The 16,409-nt window shown below is 61.3% G+C and carries 16 protein-coding genes; 8 read left to right on the forward strand and 8 right to left on the reverse strand.

The window, feature by feature from the left end:
- Nucleotides 1–9: 9 nt before the first annotated feature.
- From AC07UB_RS11135 to AC07UB_RS11145, 3 genes are read right to left on the reverse strand one after another with little or no spacing between them, the layout of a single operon-like run.
- Nucleotides 10–594 carry a Smr/MutS family protein gene (locus AC07UB_RS11135; RefSeq protein ID WP_494653022.1) on the reverse strand — a complete coding sequence of 195 codons (585 nt, stop codon included), beginning with the start codon at nucleotides 592–594 and terminating at the stop codon, nucleotides 10–12.
- Nucleotides 591–2,324: a murein transglycosylase A gene (mltA, locus tag AC07UB_RS11140; RefSeq protein ID WP_492791439.1), complete on the reverse strand. Its 1,734-nt coding sequence runs from the start codon at nucleotides 2,322–2,324 to the stop codon at nucleotides 591–593. The genes AC07UB_RS11135 and mltA overlap by 4 nt, the downstream gene beginning before the upstream one ends.
- The gene (locus AC07UB_RS11145) at nucleotides 2,302–3,000 is read right to left on the reverse strand and encodes a Tim44/TimA family putative adaptor protein (RefSeq protein ID WP_492791438.1); all 699 of its coding nucleotides are present in this window, start codon (nucleotides 2,998–3,000) and stop codon (nucleotides 2,302–2,304) included. Before AC07UB_RS11145 ends, mltA begins: the two co-directional genes overlap by 23 nt.
- A gap of 396 nt (nucleotides 3,001–3,396) precedes the next feature.
- Here AC07UB_RS11145 and secB point away from each other — a divergent pair, with 396 nt between their 5' ends.
- On the forward strand, nucleotides 3,397–3,882 hold the full coding sequence (gene secB, locus AC07UB_RS11150) for a protein-export chaperone SecB (RefSeq protein ID WP_492791437.1): 486 nt from the start codon (nucleotides 3,397–3,399) through the stop codon (nucleotides 3,880–3,882).
- A 25-nt stretch (nucleotides 3,883–3,907) separates the two neighbouring features.
- Here the strand turns inward: secB and dnaQ are convergent, their stop codons facing one another.
- From dnaQ to AC07UB_RS11170, 4 genes are read right to left on the reverse strand one after another with little or no spacing between them, the layout of a single operon-like run.
- Entirely contained in the window at nucleotides 3,908–4,606 is a 699-nt protein-coding gene (gene dnaQ, locus AC07UB_RS11155) for a DNA polymerase III subunit epsilon (RefSeq protein WP_492791436.1), read from the reverse strand.
- A gap of 24 nt (nucleotides 4,607–4,630) precedes the next feature.
- A complete protein-coding gene (gene coaE / locus AC07UB_RS11160; protein WP_492792735.1) occupies nucleotides 4,631–5,230 on the reverse strand; it encodes a dephospho-CoA kinase in 600 nt (199 codons plus the stop codon).
- A 14-nt stretch (nucleotides 5,231–5,244) separates the two neighbouring features.
- Nucleotides 5,245–5,853, reverse strand: coding sequence for a Maf family protein (locus tag AC07UB_RS11165; RefSeq protein ID WP_492791435.1), 609 nt, complete (start codon nucleotides 5,851–5,853; stop codon nucleotides 5,245–5,247).
- 5 nt (nucleotides 5,854–5,858) lie between these two features.
- Nucleotides 5,859–6,689: a pyruvate, water dikinase regulatory protein gene (locus AC07UB_RS11170; protein WP_492791434.1), complete on the reverse strand. Its 831-nt coding sequence runs from the start codon at nucleotides 6,687–6,689 to the stop codon at nucleotides 5,859–5,861.
- A 540-nt stretch (nucleotides 6,690–7,229) separates the two neighbouring features.
- Between AC07UB_RS11170 and hemJ the strand changes: the two genes are divergently transcribed.
- From hemJ to AC07UB_RS11205, 7 genes are all read left to right on the forward strand, one after another.
- Nucleotides 7,230–7,652 carry a protoporphyrinogen oxidase HemJ gene (gene hemJ, locus AC07UB_RS11175; protein WP_492791433.1) on the forward strand — a complete coding sequence of 141 codons (423 nt, stop codon included), beginning with the start codon at nucleotides 7,230–7,232 and terminating at the stop codon, nucleotides 7,650–7,652.
- Between the two features lie 297 nt (nucleotides 7,653–7,949).
- A complete protein-coding gene (gene rho, locus AC07UB_RS11180) occupies nucleotides 7,950–9,215 on the forward strand; it encodes a transcription termination factor Rho (protein WP_046828143.1) in 1,266 nt (421 codons plus the stop codon).
- A gap of 249 nt (nucleotides 9,216–9,464) precedes the next feature.
- Nucleotides 9,465–10,802 (forward strand): tRNA uridine-5-carboxymethylaminomethyl(34) synthesis GTPase MnmE, encoded by a 1,338-nt coding sequence (mnmE, locus tag AC07UB_RS11185; RefSeq protein ID WP_494653027.1) that lies wholly within the window; start codon nucleotides 9,465–9,467, stop codon nucleotides 10,800–10,802.
- Nucleotides 10,803–10,945: 143 nt separating this feature from the next.
- Nucleotides 10,946–12,817 (forward strand): tRNA uridine-5-carboxymethylaminomethyl(34) synthesis enzyme MnmG, encoded by a 1,872-nt coding sequence (gene mnmG / locus AC07UB_RS11190; RefSeq protein WP_492791431.1) that lies wholly within the window; start codon nucleotides 10,946–10,948, stop codon nucleotides 12,815–12,817.
- A gap of 9 nt (nucleotides 12,818–12,826) precedes the next feature.
- The gene (gene rsmG, locus AC07UB_RS11195) at nucleotides 12,827–13,498 is read left to right on the forward strand and encodes a 16S rRNA (guanine(527)-N(7))-methyltransferase RsmG (protein WP_492791430.1); all 672 of its coding nucleotides are present in this window, start codon (nucleotides 12,827–12,829) and stop codon (nucleotides 13,496–13,498) included.
- Nucleotides 13,499–13,521: 23 nt separating this feature from the next.
- Nucleotides 13,522–14,376 carry a ParA family protein gene (locus AC07UB_RS11200; RefSeq protein ID WP_492791429.1) on the forward strand — a complete coding sequence of 285 codons (855 nt, stop codon included), beginning with the start codon at nucleotides 13,522–13,524 and terminating at the stop codon, nucleotides 14,374–14,376.
- A 92-nt stretch (nucleotides 14,377–14,468) separates the two neighbouring features.
- Nucleotides 14,469–15,350, forward strand: coding sequence for a ParB/RepB/Spo0J family partition protein (locus AC07UB_RS11205; protein ID WP_492791428.1), 882 nt, complete (start codon nucleotides 14,469–14,471; stop codon nucleotides 15,348–15,350).
- A gap of 7 nt (nucleotides 15,351–15,357) precedes the next feature.
- Here the strand turns inward: AC07UB_RS11205 and holA are convergent, their stop codons facing one another.
- The gene (gene holA / locus AC07UB_RS11210) at nucleotides 15,358–16,386 is read right to left on the reverse strand and encodes a DNA polymerase III subunit delta (RefSeq protein ID WP_492791427.1); all 1,029 of its coding nucleotides are present in this window, start codon (nucleotides 16,384–16,386) and stop codon (nucleotides 15,358–15,360) included.
- Nucleotides 16,387–16,409: the final 23 nt, after the last annotated feature.

Below are 16,409 nucleotides of genomic sequence, written 5' to 3' on the forward strand. Positions count from 1 at the left end.
CGGCGCGCGTTACCGCGCCCGCCTCACCCGCACATAAAGCGCGCCCTCGCCGCCGTGGCCGATGTGGGCTTCCTCGAAGCCGACCACAAAGCCGCGAAATTCGGGCAGGCTAAGCCACTGCGGCACCTGACGGCGCAGCACGCCGCGCTCGGATTCCGGACCCACCGTGCGGCCCTTGCCGGTGATGACGAGAACGAACGTCATGCCACTCTCGTGCGCGTGGTGCAGAAAGTTCAGCAGCACGCGATGCGCCTTGACCTGCGTCATGCCGTGCAGATCGAGCCGCGCGTCGATATCTTTTCTGCCGCGTGAAAGCTGCGAACGCTCGCGCCGTCCCAGCGGCGCAAGCGGCGGCACGGCGGGCGCAGCTGGAATTTTCCGAACCACTGCCGGAGACTTCGGCAGCGTTATCGGTTTTGCAGCAGCGGGTTTTTCCTCGACAACCTCGGCTACTGAGCCTTTCACTGGACGCGCGCGCTTGCGCAGCGGCTTCGCCTGTTTCGCGACGGCTTCCCACAACTCACGTTCTTCATTGCTCAACGCGCGCTTGCGGCGCGTGACTTGTGGCGGATCAAGAACCGGCGGGCGCTTCATTGGCGATGACGGCTGCGGCGATAATGGCGCGAACGGCGGGGCTTCTCGGATTTCACCGCCGCTGTGGGAGCCGCCTCCGGCGCCGCCTTCGGACGCGATTCCGGCAGCGGCACGGCCTGAGCGACCGGCGCTTGCCCAGGCGCGGCAGCCGTTGGGCCAGCGGCCGCAGGGGGAGCCGTCACCGGCGCGGACGTCACGGGAGCGATCGGCGGCACAGCAGGCTTCTGCGCGGAAGCTGGCTGATCCTTGGGCGTATCTTTGAGTGTTTCCTTGGCAGGAGCGTCCTTGGCGACGTCCTTGGCAATTTCCTTCGACGCTTCTTTTGGCGCGTCCTTCGCCGGATCGGTCTGCGGAAACAGCTTTGCGATGGTGGCCGATGGCCGGTCCGCCGGCAGCGGCATGGTCTTGCCGCGCGGCGCGGGGTCGAGACTTTTCGGCAGCAGCATCGTAAAGCGCGCCGGATTTTTCAGCCGGCCGGCGACGCGGCCCGCGTCGGCGCCCGCGCCAAAATAAATATCCGCGCGCGCGGGACCGATGATGGCGGAGCCGGTGTCCTGCGCGATCATCAGCTTGCGGAACGGCGTGTTCGATGTGTCGGATTCAATCGGCAGGTTGCCTTCGATGAAAAACGGCGTGCCGTAGACATGCAGATTCCTGTCGACGGCGATGGAACGGCCTGCGGTCAGCGGCACGCCCTGCGCACCGACCGCTTCATCGGTTGCCGACAGCGTGACCTCGCGGAAAAACACATAGGACTTGTTCTGCCGGCGCAACTCCTTGGCCGCATCCGGACTCTGCTCCATGTATTCGCGGATCTTCTGCATCGACATCTGGTCTTTCGGCACGATATTGCGCTCGATGAGCACGCGGCCGACTGGCGTGTACGGATAACCATTATGCGCTTCGTAGTTGATGCGCACGATCGATCCGTCCTCAAGGCGAATCCGCGCCGAACCCTGGATCTGGATGAACAGCAGATCGGTCTGGCTTTTCAGCCAGACCACCTCAAGCCCCCGCCCCGCGATGGCGCCATCCTCGATCTCGCCGCGGTCGTAATACGGCACCAGCTTGCGGCGGCCGATCTTGCGAAACACCTTGCCCTTGTTGGGCATACTGGCGCTGGCTTGCGAAAATCCGCGCACGAACAGATTCGACGGGCGACGGTAAACCGGCACGTTGTAGACATCGGTCTGGGTGCGGGACCCGTCGACGATGGGTTCGTAATAGCCCGTGACAAAACCAACGTCTTCGCCGATGCGCGAAATCTGCAACGGCACGAAATGCCGCTCAAAGAATTCGCGCGCCTTCACGCTGTCGGAAATGTCGTCGGCGCGGGCCGCGATGCAGGGATCGCGCAACGAGGTGCCGAGGGCCTTGCTGTCCGCGAGCGGGGTTTTCTGCGCCGCGATCGGTTTGCAACTGAGGCGAAACGTCTTGAATGCCGGCAACGGATCATCTTCGGCCCAACCGATGACCTCGGACCATTTCAACGGTGCGTATTGGCTTTCGGGGATTTCCAGCGGCCAGAGAACCGGGCCACGCTTCTCGGCGTCATGATGCTCGCCGTGATGCTCAACGGACCGGCTGTGAATATCCCGGGCTTTGGCGTCTGCGATGGCGAGCGTTACGGTTGCGAGCAATCCGAATGCGCCGGCGCTCAGCCACGCGCCAAGCGCCCCGGCGCGCGCGCCGGGAACGGCGTTTTTTCTATTGTCCGCTTTCCGTCCCAACCAGCTTCCAGTTTGGATCGCGCGAAGCGATGTCGCGGGCGAACGTCCAGACATCTGTGACATCGGTGAGCTTTTCCGCGTTGCCATCGACGACAGCGCCGTCCTTGTCGCGCGTGACCGAAATCATCTGGGACACGAAGCGCACGGTGATCTGCGCGGCGCGATCCCTCGTCTCGGCATTGACGATCTCGGCCTTGTCGATCGACGCGAAACGCGTCTCGACCTTCTCGCTGCGCTGCTCGCGTTCCTTGATCGCGGCCTCGAAGCCCTCATAGACCTCGGACGACAACAAATCCTTCAGCGCACGGCGGTCCCCATTGGCGAACGCCAGCACGATCATTTCATAGGCGCTCTTCGCGCCGGTAATGAAATGCTGCGCGTCGAACGAGGGATCGGTGACGGCGATCTGGTCCAGACCGCGCGCAAGGGAGGAGCCGGATTCCGCAATTCCCTTCCAGCGGTCGGGGGCGACGGTGGGTTCCGCCGACGGCGCCAGCGGCGCCTGATCGATGGTCTTCCCCATCGGCACGACATTATCGGGAGCGCCCCGCAAAACATCACGCGCCGCGCGGTCGAATGGCGGGCGCTCGTCGCCGGTCCGCTGTCCCAGCACATTCCGCAACCGCAGAAAAATGAAGACGGCCAAAGCCAGAAAAATGATGGTGTAAATATCCACGTCGCATTCACTTTCTGATCGGTGCTGCACGTCACCCGAGAAACTTCCCGAGATGGGTCACTCAGGCATTTGCCAACAACATGTAGGCACGAAACCCGACCCAGCCAACACCGCTATATGCCGCGCTTTGAAAGGCCCGAAAGGCAGGATTTTAGCCATTCGCAGCCGCGATTTAGGCCGATTCTACCCGATCTGGCGGTTGCGGCCAACCCAAACGGAGCAGAATGGGTCTATCGTCCTTGTCGAATGCGGCAAGGCTATGATAGCCACTCGCCCCGACAAGGGCGTGCGCCTGTTCCGGGGCCGCCCTGGCTGCAATCGACGCGCTTTGGCAGGCCAATCCGACCGGGGCGCGTCTATGCGATCCCGCTTCCACATTCTCGGAGAGACATCTTCATGACCAACGGCAACGGCGCTCCTCTCGAGAATTCCGCTCCGCCCCAGCTCAACGTCCTGGCGCAGTACATCAAGGATCTCTCATTCGAGAATCCGAACTCGCCGAATTCGCTCGCCGCCCAGGACAAGCAGCCGTCGATCAACATCCAGATCAACGTCACCGCCACTGCGGTCGCCGAGCACGACTACGAAGTCGCGCTGACCATCGAGGGCAAGGGCGAAAACGAGAGCTTCTTGCTGTTCGGTTTCGAGCTGGTCTATGCCGGCGTTTTCCGCATCCAGAACGTGCAGCAGGAAAACCTGCATCCGCTGATCATGATTGAATGTCCGCGGCTGCTGTTCCCGTTCGCCCGGGAAATCGTCGCATCGTCGGTGCGCAATGGCGGCTTCCCGCCGCTGATGCTCGATCCGGTGGATTTCGTCGGCCTCTACCGCCAGAACATGGCGCGTCAGGCCGAGCAGCAGCAGCAGAGCAAGCCGAGCTGATAACGGCGAAGCGATCTCGCTTCGCTTACGACTCTTTTGAAAACTCGTTCCAGATCGGCAACCCACCGAGAGTCGCGACAAAGGCTGCGTGCGCGGCGGTGTCCGCCTCAGTGAGGCGCGGGGCAAGCGGCGTCTCCCGCTGCCGGCGCGGCGCATCGGTTTGTCCTGCGCCGAATGCCCGCGGCGCCTCGGCCGCAAGGATCAGTTGCGACTGCCGCGCGCCGATCAAATCGATATAAACTTCCGCCAGCAGTTCCGCGTCGAGCAACGCTCCGTGCTTGGTGCGGCGGGAATTGTCGATGGCATAGCGCGAACACAGATCGTCGAGCCGGTTCGACACGCCGGGATGCTTCCGCCGGGCCAGCGTCAGCGTATCGACCAGGCGGTCACGCGGAATTGCCGCGCGCGACACCTTGGCAAGTTCGGCATTGATGAAGCCGATATCGAACGACGCGTTGTGAATGACCAGCGGCGCGTCCGCGATGAATGTCAGGAAATCGTCCGCCACCGCCACGAACAGCGGCTTGTCGGCAAGAAACTCGCTCGACAGCCCGTGCACATTGAAGGCTTCCTGCGGCATGTCGCGCTCGGGATTGAGATAGACATGAAACGTCTGCCCGGTGGGCATGCGATTGACCATCTCGACGCAGCCGATCTCCACCAGCCGGTCGCCGCGCAGCGGATCGAGGCCTGTGGTTTCTGTATCGAGAACAATTTCGCGCATGTGAACGCCAGCAAGTTGAGCGAATCAGGTTCGCCGTTTCGGCATCTTAACGACTTCGCGGAGGATTTCACCGATCCGCTGCCGCACCGGCTCCAGGCCGTGCGATGTGTCCACCACAAAATCGGCGCGCTTGCGCTTTTCGGCGTCTGGAAGTTGACGCGCCAGGATCGCATCCAGCTTGTCGGGGGTCATATTGTCTCGCGCCAGAATGCGCTCGCGCTGGATCTCGGGCGTCGTGGTCACCACCACCACCGCATCGACGCGCCCCTCACCGCCGGTCTCATACAACAGTGGAATATCGAGCACAGCCACCGGCGCGCCGGATTTTTCCGCGTCGCTCAGGAACTTGAGCTGATGGCTACGCAGCATCGGATGCACGATCGTTTCAAGCCGCTTCATGGCCTCGGCATTGTTGACGACCATGGCCGACAGCTTCTGCCGGTCGACCCTGCCGTTCGCGGTGCTGCCGGGGAACGCCGCTTCGACCGCGGGCGTCGCCTCGCCTTCGTAGACTTTATGCACGGTGGCGTCGGCGTCGTAGACCGGCACCCCGGCCTCCTCGAACAGTTTCGCGGTGGTCGACTTCCCCATCCCGATCGAACCCGTCAGTCCCAGCAACAGCATCGGCAATTCTTTCGTCATACAGCCAGCAGATCGCGGCTGCGCAAGAAACCAAGCAACGGCAGCATCGGCAATCCCAGAATGGTAAAGTGGTCGCCTTCGATGCGTGCGAACAGATGCACGCCGGTCTTTTCCAGCTGATAGGCGCCGACGCTTGCGGTCACGACGTCACCGGCTTCATCAAGATAGGCAGCGATTTCTTTTTCCGTCAGTGGCCGCATGGTCATGCGGGCGACGCTAACATGAGAAAACAGCGCAACGCCGTCTTTCACGACGCTGACTGCACTGTGCAGTTCATGAGTCTCTCCCGACAGCAGCGCGATTTGTGCCTGTGCGGCAACCCGATTCGCAGGTTTGCTGAAAAGCTGCTCACCCAATGCCAGCGTCTGGTCCGCTCCGACGATATACCGCCCGGGACGCGTCATCGAGACAAACAGGGCTTTCTTGCCCGCGAGCAGTGCAGCGATCTCGCCGGGATTCTTCAGACCGGAGCTGTGCTGGATGGCGCGCTCATCGATATCGGCCGGCACGGTCTCGACCGCGATGCCCGCGTTCGCGAGCAGGCTGCGGCGCACGGCGCTTTGTGATGCAAGGATCAACGGCTGCTGTTCACGCCACAGCGTCATCGCGATCAGGCCTTCTGACGCTGACGATCGGCGAAAAGCTTCATGATCGCGGCCGCGGTTTCCTCGATCGAACGGCGGGTGACATCGAGCTGCGCCCAATCGAACTTCGCGCTCAGCTTGCGCGCGAAGGCCACTTCCTCCGCAACGGTCTGGCGATCGATATAGGAATCGTCGCCAACCCTGCCGATGCCGAGCAGGCGATTTTGCCTAACCTGGATCAACCGCTCCGGCGTCGCATGAAGGCTCACCACCAGCGGCTTCGTCAATGTTTCAAGCTGATGCGGAATCGGGATTCCCGGCACCAGCGGCACATTGGCGGTGCGCACGCCGCGATTGGCGAGGTAGATCGATGTCGGTGTCTTCGATGTGCGCGACACCCCCACGAGAACGACGTCGGCTTCCTCAAGCCCATCCACGTGCTGACCGTCGTCGTGCATCATGGAATAATTCAGCGCGTCGATGCGCTTGAAATACTCGGCGTTAAGCGTGTGCTGTGCGCCGACCCGTCTCGACGTTTCGGTACCGAGATAGGCCTGAAACAATTGCATCACCGGGCCGATGATCGACAGACTCGGGATGTTGATTTCCTGACATTTGGCTTCGAGCCGCTCGACCAGATCCTTCTCGAGCAGCGTGAAGAGAACGATGCCTGGCGCTTCCTCGATCTCCGCCAGCACACGATCGAGCTGCTTCTGGCTGCGCACCAGCGGATAGACATGCTCGACCGGCGACACGTTGGAATACTGCGCAGCCACTGCCCGCGCGACAGTGATCAGCGTCTCACCCGTCGAATCGGAAATCATGTGAAGATGAAAATAGCTGCGGGACGTAGGCATTCTGTGGTGTCGATTCCCGTATTTTATCCGCCCGACTGCTGTGGATAGATGTGTGTTGCTGTGGGCATTTCACTGTTTATTTACGCAAGGGGCGGCACCACCCGGGATAACCCGCCAATGAATTCACAGGACTGATTTCGGGATGAAATCCAGCCTCGGATTGGATGGTAGCGGGCTTGTGTGGATTTGTCTTGGGATAATGCCGGGCCGGCAATGCGCAAGCGGTTGAATCTATCGGCCTATTTGCCCTCGACCGGATGTCCTTCATGAGTGGGTATAAAGCGGCGGCATGTGGACGGTCGCTGGATAAAGACGGGAGAAAATTGCGCGGACGCTAATCACCGCCACACTGACTCAAACCTAAGAATCTAAAAATGATTCTTTAAGGAAGTCATGCTTGCGGAAAGGTCTCGTCTCACGTCATCTGTCGATGCTGCTCAACGGTCTCAGCGAAAAAGAGTTCCTCCAATTGAATTTGAGGAAACTGTTTTTCGAGCGACGACAGGCTTGGCAGAAAAGAAAAGGCGATAGAGCGAAGCGATGTACGAATGGATCAAAGCGCTGCATGTGATTGCCGTCATCTCCTGGATGGCGGGAATGCTCTATCTGCCGCGGCTATTCGTCTATCATTGTGAAGCCGAGATCGGCTCGAAACAGTCCGAAACCTTCAAGGTGATGGAACGGCGGCTGCTCAAGGCGATCATCAATCCGGCGATGGGTGTGACCTGGCTGGCTGGATTGTGGCTGGCTTGGCAGGGCAACTGGTATTTGTCCGGCTGGTTTCACGCGAAGTTCGCACTGGTGCTGGTCCTGTCCGGGGTTCATGGCTTTTTCAGCGCCCGGGTGCGGGATTTTGCCGAAGATAAAAACACCCGAAGTCAGAAATTCTACCGTATTATCAACGAAATACCGACGGTCCTGATGATCGCGATTGTCGTTCTGGTGATCGTTAAACCCTTCTAGCAGGGCTTAATGGGTTTTCCAGACCAGCAATAGCGTCCTTGCGTGAAGCCGGACGATTTTCTATATTCGCCTCATCCCACCGAACGCAGGCGGATGTGGTTGAGTCCCGGTCTCACTGTTGGACCGGCCGCCACATCAGGTTCGAAGCCTCCTGGCACCTTCCTCGCTCAAGACTTCCAGACTTGAGACCTGCGGACTTCCAATTGTTTTTTGTAGTCCGTTTGTCGTCAGCAGGCTGAACCTCTCGCTCCCCTCCCCCATCATCTTTTTCTTCACATTCTCCACAGGACAACCCCAATGCGGGAAATAAAACTACAAGACCTCAAAACCAAAACACCGGCGGAGCTTGTCTCGTTCGCTGAAGAACTTGGGGTCGAAAATGCCAGCACCATGCGGAAGCAGGAGCTGATGTTCGCCATTCTCAAGCAGCTTGCGATCCAGGAAACCGACATCATCGGTGAAGGTGTCGTCGAGGTTCTCTCCGACGGCTTCGGATTCCTCCGATCGTGGGACGCCAATTACCTGCCCGGCCCGGACGACATCTACGTCTCGCCGTCGCAGATCCGGCGTTTCGGGTTGCGCACTGGCGACACTATCGAAGGCCATATTCGCAGCCCGAAGGAAGGCGAGCGTTACTTCGCGTTGCTGAAGGTCAACACGCTGAACTTCGAGGACCCCGAGAAGTCCAAGCACAAGGTCAACTTCGACAACCTGACGCCGCTGTTTCCCGACGAGCGCTTCCGTCTAGAACTGGAAGACCCAACGCGGAAAGACCTGTCGGCGCGGGTCATCGATATCGTAGCCCCTATAGGTAAAGGCCAGCGCGCACTTATCGTGGCTCCTCCCCGCACCGGCAAGACCGTGCTGATGCAGAACATCGCGCACTCGATCACAGCCAATCATCCGGAATGCTATCTGATTGTTCTTCTGATCGACGAGCGTCCTGAAGAAGTCACCGACATGCAGCGTTCGGTGAAGGGTGAGGTTGTCTCTTCGACATTCGACGAACCGGCGGTGCGTCACGTCCAGGTCGCCGAAATGGTGATCGAGAAAGCCAAGCGTCTGGTTGAACACGGCCGCGACGTTGTGATCCTGCTCGATTCGATCACTCGCCTTGGCCGCGCCTACAACACCGTAGTGCCGTCATCCGGCAAGGTGCTGACCGGCGGCGTCGACGCCAACGCGTTGCAGCGCCCGAAGCGTTTCTTCGGCGCCGCGCGTAACATCGAAGAAGGCGGATCGCTCACGATCATCGCGACGGCCTTGGTCGATACCGGCAGCCGCATGGACGAAGTGATTTTCGAAGAGTTCAAGGGCACCGGCAACTCGGAATTGATTCTCGACCGCAAGGTGTCCGACAAGCGCACCTTCCCGGCGATCGACATTTCGCGCTCCGGTACGCGCAAGGAAGAACTTATCACCGATCCGCAGCTGCTCAAGAAGATGTACGTCCTTCGCCGCATCCTCAATCCGATGGGCACCATGGACGCCATCGACTTCCTGCTCGACAAGCTTCGCAACACCAAGAACAACGCGGAATTCTTCGAGTCGATGAACACCTAGCCGTAACGGCTTTAGGGCGGGGTCTTCGCCTCGGTCCTCAAATACTGCGATGCCCGGCCTTGCGCCGGGCATTTTCATTTCGGGATTGATTGACGGGAGAAAGCCCCCACGCCGCACCCCAAGTTATAGTGCATCGCAACATCGCATTGCTGCACCTGGATCTGCAGTATATTGCGATGCAATATATCCGGATCTGCCGATCTCAGGGATTTTTGATTGCCTGCCGGAGACGTGTCCGACAAATAGGTCATGCATTCTCCCGACCAGACCATCTTCGCCCTGTCGTCCGGCCGCGCGCCATCCGCCATCGCCATCATCCGGGTGTCCGGCCGACAGGCCAGCTCGGCCGTCGAGCGGCTTTGCGGAAAGTTGCCTTCGCCCCGCCTCGCCCACGTGGCGACCTTGCGCGATCTCGACGGCAGCGCGCTCGACGAATCGGTGACGCTTTGGTTTCCGGGGCCGCACAGCGCCACGGGTGAAGACGTCGCGGAATTCCATGTTCACGGCGGCCGCGCGGTCATCGCTGCGATGTTCGATGCGCTCGGCGCCATCGATGGCCTGCGTCCGGCGGAGCCCGGCGAGTTTACGCGGCGCGCGTTCGAGAACGGCAAGCTCGATCTCACCGAAGCCGAAGGCCTCGACGATCTCATTCACGCCGACACCGACCGTCAGCGCAGGCAAGCGCTGCGGCATCTGAAAGGATTGCTCGGCGCAAAAGCCGAGAGCTGGCGGCAGCAGATCATCGAAGCATCCGCGCTTGTCGAAGCAGGCATCGATTTTTCCGATGAGGGCGACGTGTCGGCGGAATTGATCGCGCCAGCGTTGCGCAGGATCGCGGCGCTAAAATCCGAAATTGAAGAAACCCTTGCGGCATCGGCACAAAGTGAACGTCTGCGCGAGGGGCTGACTGTTGCGATCGCCGGCCCGCCGAACGCCGGAAAATCGACATTGCTCAATCGTCTGGCGCGGCGTGATGCCGCGATTGTTTCGCCTCACGCCGGCACCACGCGCGACATCATCGAAGTGCATCTCGATCTCGATGGTTATCCGGTGACGGTGATCGACACCGCGGGCGTTCGCGACACCATCGATCCGGTGGAGCAGGAGGGTGTGCGTCGTGCACGTGATCGCGCACGCACGTCCGACCTGGTGCTGTGGCTGGTCGATGCGAATGATGAGGTCGCGCCTGCGCTCGATGGCGCGGACGATCACGCGCCGGTCTGGATCGTGCGTAACAAGGTCGATCTGCTGGCCGCAAAAAGAGAGGCGAGGGCGTCGTCCGCGCGGTTCGATATTTCGGCGTCACGCGGCGACGGCGTTCCGGACCTGATCGCGGCGCTGGTGTCCTACGCCCAGGATTATTTCGGATCGGGCGAGATGGCGCTGGTCAGCCGCGCCCGGCACCGGACCTTGCTGCGCGAAACTGCAGATGCCTTGGACCGAGCCGGGCAGGCGGCGTCGAAGGGCGACGAACTTTTGGCGGAAGAGCTACGAATTGGGATTCATTCATTGGGCCGATTGACCGGCCGGGTGGACGTCGAGGATATTCTGGATGTCATCTTCCGCGAGTTCTGCATCGGCAAATAGCCCGGTAGTCCAATGGACCACCTGCTGGGCCATTGGCCCTGTTTCACGTGAAACAGGTTCCATTCGCCATTTTGTTTCACGTGAAACACTTTCGCGCGAATTCCGTCTTTGAGCTTTTGCATCAAAGCGGTAGAAGTCCGCCCATGCAGACAATGTTCGATGTCATCGTGATCGGGGGAGGCCACGCCGGCTGTGAAGCTGCGGCGGCCTCCGCGCGCGCGGGCGCTAAAACGGCGCTGGTGACGCACCAGTTTGCGACCATTGGCGCTATGTCCTGCAATCCGGCCATCGGCGGGCTTGGAAAAGGCCATTTGGTCCGGGAAATCGACGCGCTCGACGGCCTCATGGGCCGAATGGCCGATCAGGGCGGGATTCAATTTCGCGTTCTGAACCGCCGCAAGGGACCGGCGGTCCGTGGTCCCCGCGCCCAGATAGATCGCAAACTCTATGCGGCCGCGATGCAGGCCGCGATCCGGGAAACTGCCAATCTGACCGTGATAGAGGGTGAAGCGGACGAGCTTTTGCTGTCTGAGGGACGAATCTGCGGAATCCGCCTCGGAGATGGCCGGGAATTCGCCGTGGGCGCCGTGGTCGTGACTACCGGGACCTTTTTGCGGGGCCTCATCCATCTCGGCGAGAAAAACTGGCCCGCAGGACGGGTCGGAGAGGCTCCCGCAATGGGTCTTTCCAAGTCTTTCGAGCGCGCAGGCTTTACGCTGGGCCGCCTCAAGACTGGAACACCGCCGCGTCTCGATGGATCGACTATCGACTGGTCTGTGGTCGAGATGCAGCCCGGCGACGACCCGATCGAGCCTTTTTCGGTGCTGACCGACCGGATTTCTATCCGGCAGATCGAATGCGGCATCACGCGGACCACCAACGCCACCCACGACATCATCCGCGCCAATGTGCACCGCTCGCCGATGTATTCCGGGCAGATCAAAAGCACCGGCCCGCGCTATTGCCCCTCCATCGAGGACAAGATCGTCCGCTTCGGCGACCGCGACGGGCACCAGATCTTTCTGGAGCCGGAAGGGCTCGACGACACCACGGTATATCCCAACGGCATCTCGACATCGCTACCGGAAGAGGTTCAGCAGGCTATTCTGGCGACCATTCCGGGCCTTGAGCACGTGAAAATGGTCCGTCCGGGCTACGCCATCGAATACGACCACGTCGATCCACGTGAACTCGATCCGACGCTTCAAACCGAGCGGGTACCGGGGCTTTTCCTGGCCGGGCAGATCAACGGCACCACCGGTTATGAAGAAGCCGGCGCGCAGGGGCTGGTTGCGGGACTGAACGCGGCCTTGCTGACCGGCGGCGGCGCGCCCGTCGTGTTCGACCGCGCAGAAGGCTATCTCGGGGTGATGATCGATGATCTGACGTCGCGGGGAATCACCGAGCCCTACCGGATGTTCACTTCGCGGGCCGAGTATCGCCTGACATTGCGGGCGGACAATGCCGATCAACGCCTGACCGATCGGGGCATCGCGCTGGGTTGCGTTGGCGCGGAACGGGCAGGGCGTCATGCCGCCAAGATGGAAGCCCTCAAGACCGCAAAATCATTGGCGAAATCCCTCTCGGTGACGCCCAATGAAGCCGCCAAGCACGGCCTCACCCTCAATCAGGATGGCCAGCGCCGCACGGCGTTTGAGATGCTGGCCTATCCCGGCGTCGAATGGGCGAATGTCACCTCGATCTGGCCGCAACTCAACGCGATCGACCCCAAGATCGCGGTCCATCTGGAGATCGACGCCAAGTACGATGTCTATCTGGCGCGCCAAGCCGCCGATGTGCAGGCCTTCCGGCGTGACGAAAGCCTTGTCCTGACCGATATCGATTACAGTGCCGTTCCGGGTCTCTCCAATGAAGCTAGGCAGAAGCTCGAAACTGTGCGGCCCCGGACCATCGGCCACGCCGGCCGGATCGAGGCCATGACTCCGGCAGCGCTGGCAATTCTCGCGGCGTATCTGCGGCGTGAGTCCCGCAGGCCCTCCAGCGCAACGGCCTGAGGTTATCTCATGGCCAAACCGGCCCAAGCCTCCATATCGGCTTCCGACAAGGTCGCCGCCCTGAAGCTCACTCCTGTTTCACGTGAAACAGAGGCGCGGCTCGATCGCTATGTTGGTCTGTTGGTCGAATGGCAGGCCAAGACCAACCTGATCGCGCCCTCCACGCTGCCGCAGCTCTGGACCCGGCACATTTCCGATTCGCTGCAGCTTCTGGATCTCGCACCATCGGCGAAACACTGGCTCGATTTCGGCAGCGGTGGCGGTTTCCCCGGCGTGGTGCTGGCTTGTGCAATGGCCGAACATCCCGGCGCGTCGGTCCAGCTCGTTGAGCGCAATGCCAAGAAGGCTGCATTTTTGCGCGAGGCGCTGCGTGTCACCGGTGCCGCTGGCACAGTTATCCTCGCCGACATCGGGGATTATGTGGATAGTTTGCAGGCGCCGATAGATTGCGTCACCGCGCGCGCGGTTGCTCCACTACATATGTTGCTGGGCTACGCGGAACCCCTGATCCGGCAAGGCGCGAAAGCCTTGTTTCTCAAAGGACAAGATGTAGAGTCCGAATTGACGGAAGCTACTAAATATTGGAATATCAAGCCACTTTTACATTCCAGCCGCACCGGCGGACACGGCTGGATCGTCGAGCTCAACACCATTGAGCGGCGATCACTCGTCCAGCAGTAAACAGTCACAAGGCGGCCAGGCACATGGTTGGCATCGACGGAATTTTTCAAGGCGAAGGCACGGCGACGGGCGAGAGGGGTCACCCCCGCATCCTGGCGCTGGCCAACCAAAAGGGCGGCGTCGGCAAGACCACGACCGCGATCAATCTCGGCACCGCGCTGGCAGCCATCGGCGAGCGGGTACTGATCGTCGATCTCGATCCGCAGGGCAACGCCTCGACCGGGCTCGGCATCGACCGCCGCAACCGCAATTGTTCGACCTATGACGTGCTGATCGGCGAAGCCAACCTGCGCGAGGCGATCATCCCGACCGCGGTGCCGCGCCTGCACATCGCGGCGTCGACCATGGATCTGTCGGGCCTTGAACTCGAACTCGGCACCACGCGCGACCGCGCGTTCCGTCTGCGCGACGCCATCGCCGATCTGAACGTCAATGTCGATCCGGGCACCGACTACACCTACGTGCTGATCGATTGTCCGCCGTCGCTCAATCTCATCACCGTCAACGCCATGGCGGCGTCTCACGCGATTCTCGTGCCGCTGCAGTGTGAGTTCTTCGCGCTCGAAGGCCTGTCGCAGTTGCTGCAGACGGTCGAGCAGGTGCGCACGACGCTCAATCCGACGCTGTCGATTCACGGCATCGTGCTGACGATGTTCGACTCGCGCAACAACCTGTCGAACCAGGTCGTCGCCGACGTGCGCCAGTTCATGGGCAAGAAAGTTTACGACACCATGATCCCGCGCAACGTCCGCATTTCGGAAGCGCCGTCCCACGGCAAGCCCGTGCTGGTCTACGATCTCAAGTGTGTCGGCAGCGAAGCGTATTTGAAGCTTGCGACTGAAGTCATTCAGCGCGAGCGTGAGTTGCGCGCGCACTGATCTCATTGCGATGATGCTGCGGCGAAAAAAATCGCTGCGTCTTAGAAGTTTGCGAAGCGGGAGTGCGTGAGTTGAGTGCAAGGGAGACGGCGATGGCCGACGAGCGTTCGCGATTGGGTCGCGGTCTTGCAAGTCTGATTGGCGATGTCGGCGGCGAGGCGGCGCATGTCGATCGTCCGTCGCGCACGCCGCGCCGCGTTCCGATCGAATTCCTGAAAGCTAATCCGCGCAATCCGCGCCGGACATTTTCCGACGACGAGTTGGGCGAGCTGTCGGCGTCGATCAAGCAGCACGGCGTGATCCAGCCGATCGTGGTGCGGCCGGTCAAGGGCGCTACGGATCGTTTCGAGATCATCGCCGGCGAGCGGCGCTGGCGCGCGTCACAGCGCGCGGGTTTGCATGACGTGCCGATCGTCACCGTCGATGTCAGCGACAGCGACGCGCTCGAGATCGCGATCATCGAAAACGTGCAGCGCTCCGATCTGAATGCGATGGAAGAGGCGCAGGGCTATCACGCGCTCGCTGCCGAGTTCAAACGCAGCCAGGAAGACATCGCGAAAATCGTCGGCAAGAGCCGCAGCCATGTCGCCAACATGATGCGTCTGACAAAACTGCCGGATCAGGTTCAGGCGTATATCGCCGAAGGCAAACTGTCGGCGGGTCACGCGCGCGCTCTGATCGGCGTGCCGGATGCGGCGGCTGCCGCGAAGCGCATTGTCGAGGAAGGTCTGAACGTGCGTCAGACCGAAGCGCTCGCGCATGAAGAAGGCGTGCCGGAACGCAAGCCGCAGAAAGCGCGCGGCTCGGCACCGGCGAAAGATTCCGACACGCTCGCGCTGGAAAAGCGCGTCAGCGATGTGCTCGGGTTGAAGGTCAGTGTCGATCACCGCAATCCGGGCGGCACGGTGCTGATCAAGTACACCGATCTCGATCAGCTTGACGAAATTTTGCGGCGGCTGGAAGCGGGCAAGTAAGCCGGAGTTAGCTCCGCCGACGCGCGTTCACCGCGATTGAAAGCAGCGCGCGCTGCGCGATGATGTCCGACAGCGATGACTGCTTGCGCATGTCGAACGCCGCGTCCGCCAGTTGTGCCATCACGCGGCTCATGCGCTCCGTGCTGGTGTTGCGCAAAGCGGTCTCCACCAAAGTCTTGCGCGAGAAATGCAGCCGCGGAAATCCGCTCTCGAGCGCGTCGAGCTCGCTGCGTCCTTCATCGATGGAAAGCCGCGCCTTGTGCAGCAGCGCCGCGTGGCGCTGTGCAGTCATGACGATAAAGCCGGAGTTTGTCCCGGCTGCCATCGCCTTGGCGAATGCGGCTTCGAAATCGGCAGCGCGTCCGGCAAACGCATTGTCCACGATGGGATCGAGTGCAAGACCCGAGGCGTCAGTGACGATCGCCACCACGTCATCAAGCGTGACTTCGCGCTGGCCGTGGGCGTAAAGCGCGACTTTCCGGATTTCATTGCGCGAGGCTTGCCGGTCGCCGCCGAGCAGGGATGTGAGCGCTGCGCGCGCGTCGGGCGCAATCTTCAAGTTCGAAGCGCGCAGTTCGTCGTCGATCAGCCTGGCGAGATCGCGCTCGCCGTCCGCATAGCAGGCGATGGCGACGGCGGACTTGGCTTTCTCGCAGGCTTTTCGCAACGGCGCGTCCGGGCGCAGTTCGCCGGCCTCGATCACAATGCGGCAGTCGCGCAGTTGCATCCCGGCCAGCGTATCGATGCCGGCGGCAAAGCTGCGGGAGCCTGCGCGAATCCGGATCGCGCGGCGGCCGCCAAACAGCGGCACCGTCATGGCTTCATCGACGAGGCGCGACGGTTCGGCGGCAAGCTCGTCGCCGTCCATCCTGACCAGTGAAAAGGGATCGTTCGGGTCGTCGACGGCGGATGCCATCAAGGCGTCGGCGCGCTCACGCACGAGGCCTGCGTCAGGGCCGTAAAGCAGGATAATCGGCCGCGAGGGATCGGGCCGTGCGAGAAACGCGTCGATTTCCTTCCCGCGAAGCGCGACCACGACGATCCTGACGAAAGAGGCCC

The sequence above is a fragment of the Afipia sp. GW821-FHT04G03 genome, from assembly GCF_059419985.1.

What these genes read in the sequence shown, in the direction of transcription:
- AC07UB_RS11135 (WP_494653022.1), bottom strand. Translation starts at nt 594, where the DNA reads ATGAAGCGCCCGCCGGTTCTTGATCCGCCACAAGTCACGCGCCGCAAG.
- secB (WP_492791437.1), top strand. Translation starts at nt 3,397, where the DNA reads ATGACCAACGGCAACGGCGCTCCTCTCGAGAATTCCGCTCCGCCCCAG.
- dnaQ (WP_492791436.1), bottom strand. Translation starts at nt 4,606, where the DNA reads ATGCGCGAAATTGTTCTCGATACAGAAACCACAGGCCTCGATCCGCTG.
- coaE (WP_492792735.1), bottom strand. Translation starts at nt 5,230, where the DNA reads ATGCTGTTGCTGGGACTGACGGGTTCGATCGGGATGGGGAAGTCGACC.
- AC07UB_RS11165 (WP_492791435.1), bottom strand. Translation starts at nt 5,853, where the DNA reads ATGACGCTGTGGCGTGAACAGCAGCCGTTGATCCTTGCATCACAAAGC.
- AC07UB_RS11170 (WP_492791434.1), bottom strand. Translation starts at nt 6,689, where the DNA reads ATGCCTACGTCCCGCAGCTATTTTCATCTTCACATGATTTCCGATTCG.
- hemJ (WP_492791433.1), top strand. Translation starts at nt 7,230, where the DNA reads ATGTACGAATGGATCAAAGCGCTGCATGTGATTGCCGTCATCTCCTGG.
- rho (WP_046828143.1), top strand. Translation starts at nt 7,950, where the DNA reads ATGCGGGAAATAAAACTACAAGACCTCAAAACCAAAACACCGGCGGAG.
- mnmE (WP_494653027.1), top strand. Translation starts at nt 9,465, where the DNA reads ATGCATTCTCCCGACCAGACCATCTTCGCCCTGTCGTCCGGCCGCGCG.
- mnmG (WP_492791431.1), top strand. Translation starts at nt 10,946, where the DNA reads ATGCAGACAATGTTCGATGTCATCGTGATCGGGGGAGGCCACGCCGGC.
- rsmG (WP_492791430.1), top strand. Translation starts at nt 12,827, where the DNA reads ATGGCCAAACCGGCCCAAGCCTCCATATCGGCTTCCGACAAGGTCGCC.
- AC07UB_RS11200 (WP_492791429.1), top strand. Translation starts at nt 13,522, where the DNA reads ATGGTTGGCATCGACGGAATTTTTCAAGGCGAAGGCACGGCGACGGGC.
- AC07UB_RS11205 (WP_492791428.1), top strand. Translation starts at nt 14,469, where the DNA reads ATGGCCGACGAGCGTTCGCGATTGGGTCGCGGTCTTGCAAGTCTGATT.